Genomic DNA, 383 nt, shown 5'->3' with positions numbered 1-383 from the left:
GCTCTGTGTGACTATTGGAATGAACGAGTTGTAATAGTGAATTACGCACTAGTTTCATACCATTCATAACTGCGGACAACATAAATAATGCAATGAAAAAGATGAAAGTAACAATAATTGATGGTACATAAAATGCATGATAACCACCGCCAGTAAATTCTAGTTCCTTCATCAGTAAATGTCCAACACCTTGCGCCAAGATTATACCGACTATCACACCTACTATAAGAGATACTATTCCTAATACAATTGTTTCAATGAACATGAGCAATGTAATTTTATGCTTTTTTGCCCCTAATACCATATACATACCAAATTCTTTTTGCCGAAGTGATAATAAAAATGAATTGGCGTATAAAATGTAAAATAATGTAATAAACCCT

The 383-nt window shown here is 32.6% G+C and carries 1 protein-coding gene; it reads right to left on the bottom strand.

Going from position 1 to position 383, the window contains the following annotated elements:
* A partial coding sequence (locus MR167_RS31900; RefSeq protein ID WP_242316268.1) for an FtsX-like permease family protein occupies positions 1–383 on the bottom strand: 383 nt, incomplete at both ends.

This window comes from Bacillus cereus group sp. BfR-BA-01355 (assembly GCF_022663675.1).
GTDB lineage: Bacteria > Bacillota > Bacilli > Bacillales > Bacillaceae_G > Bacillus_A > Bacillus_A thuringiensis_S.
This window is presented reverse-complemented; position numbering and strand designations above follow the sequence as displayed.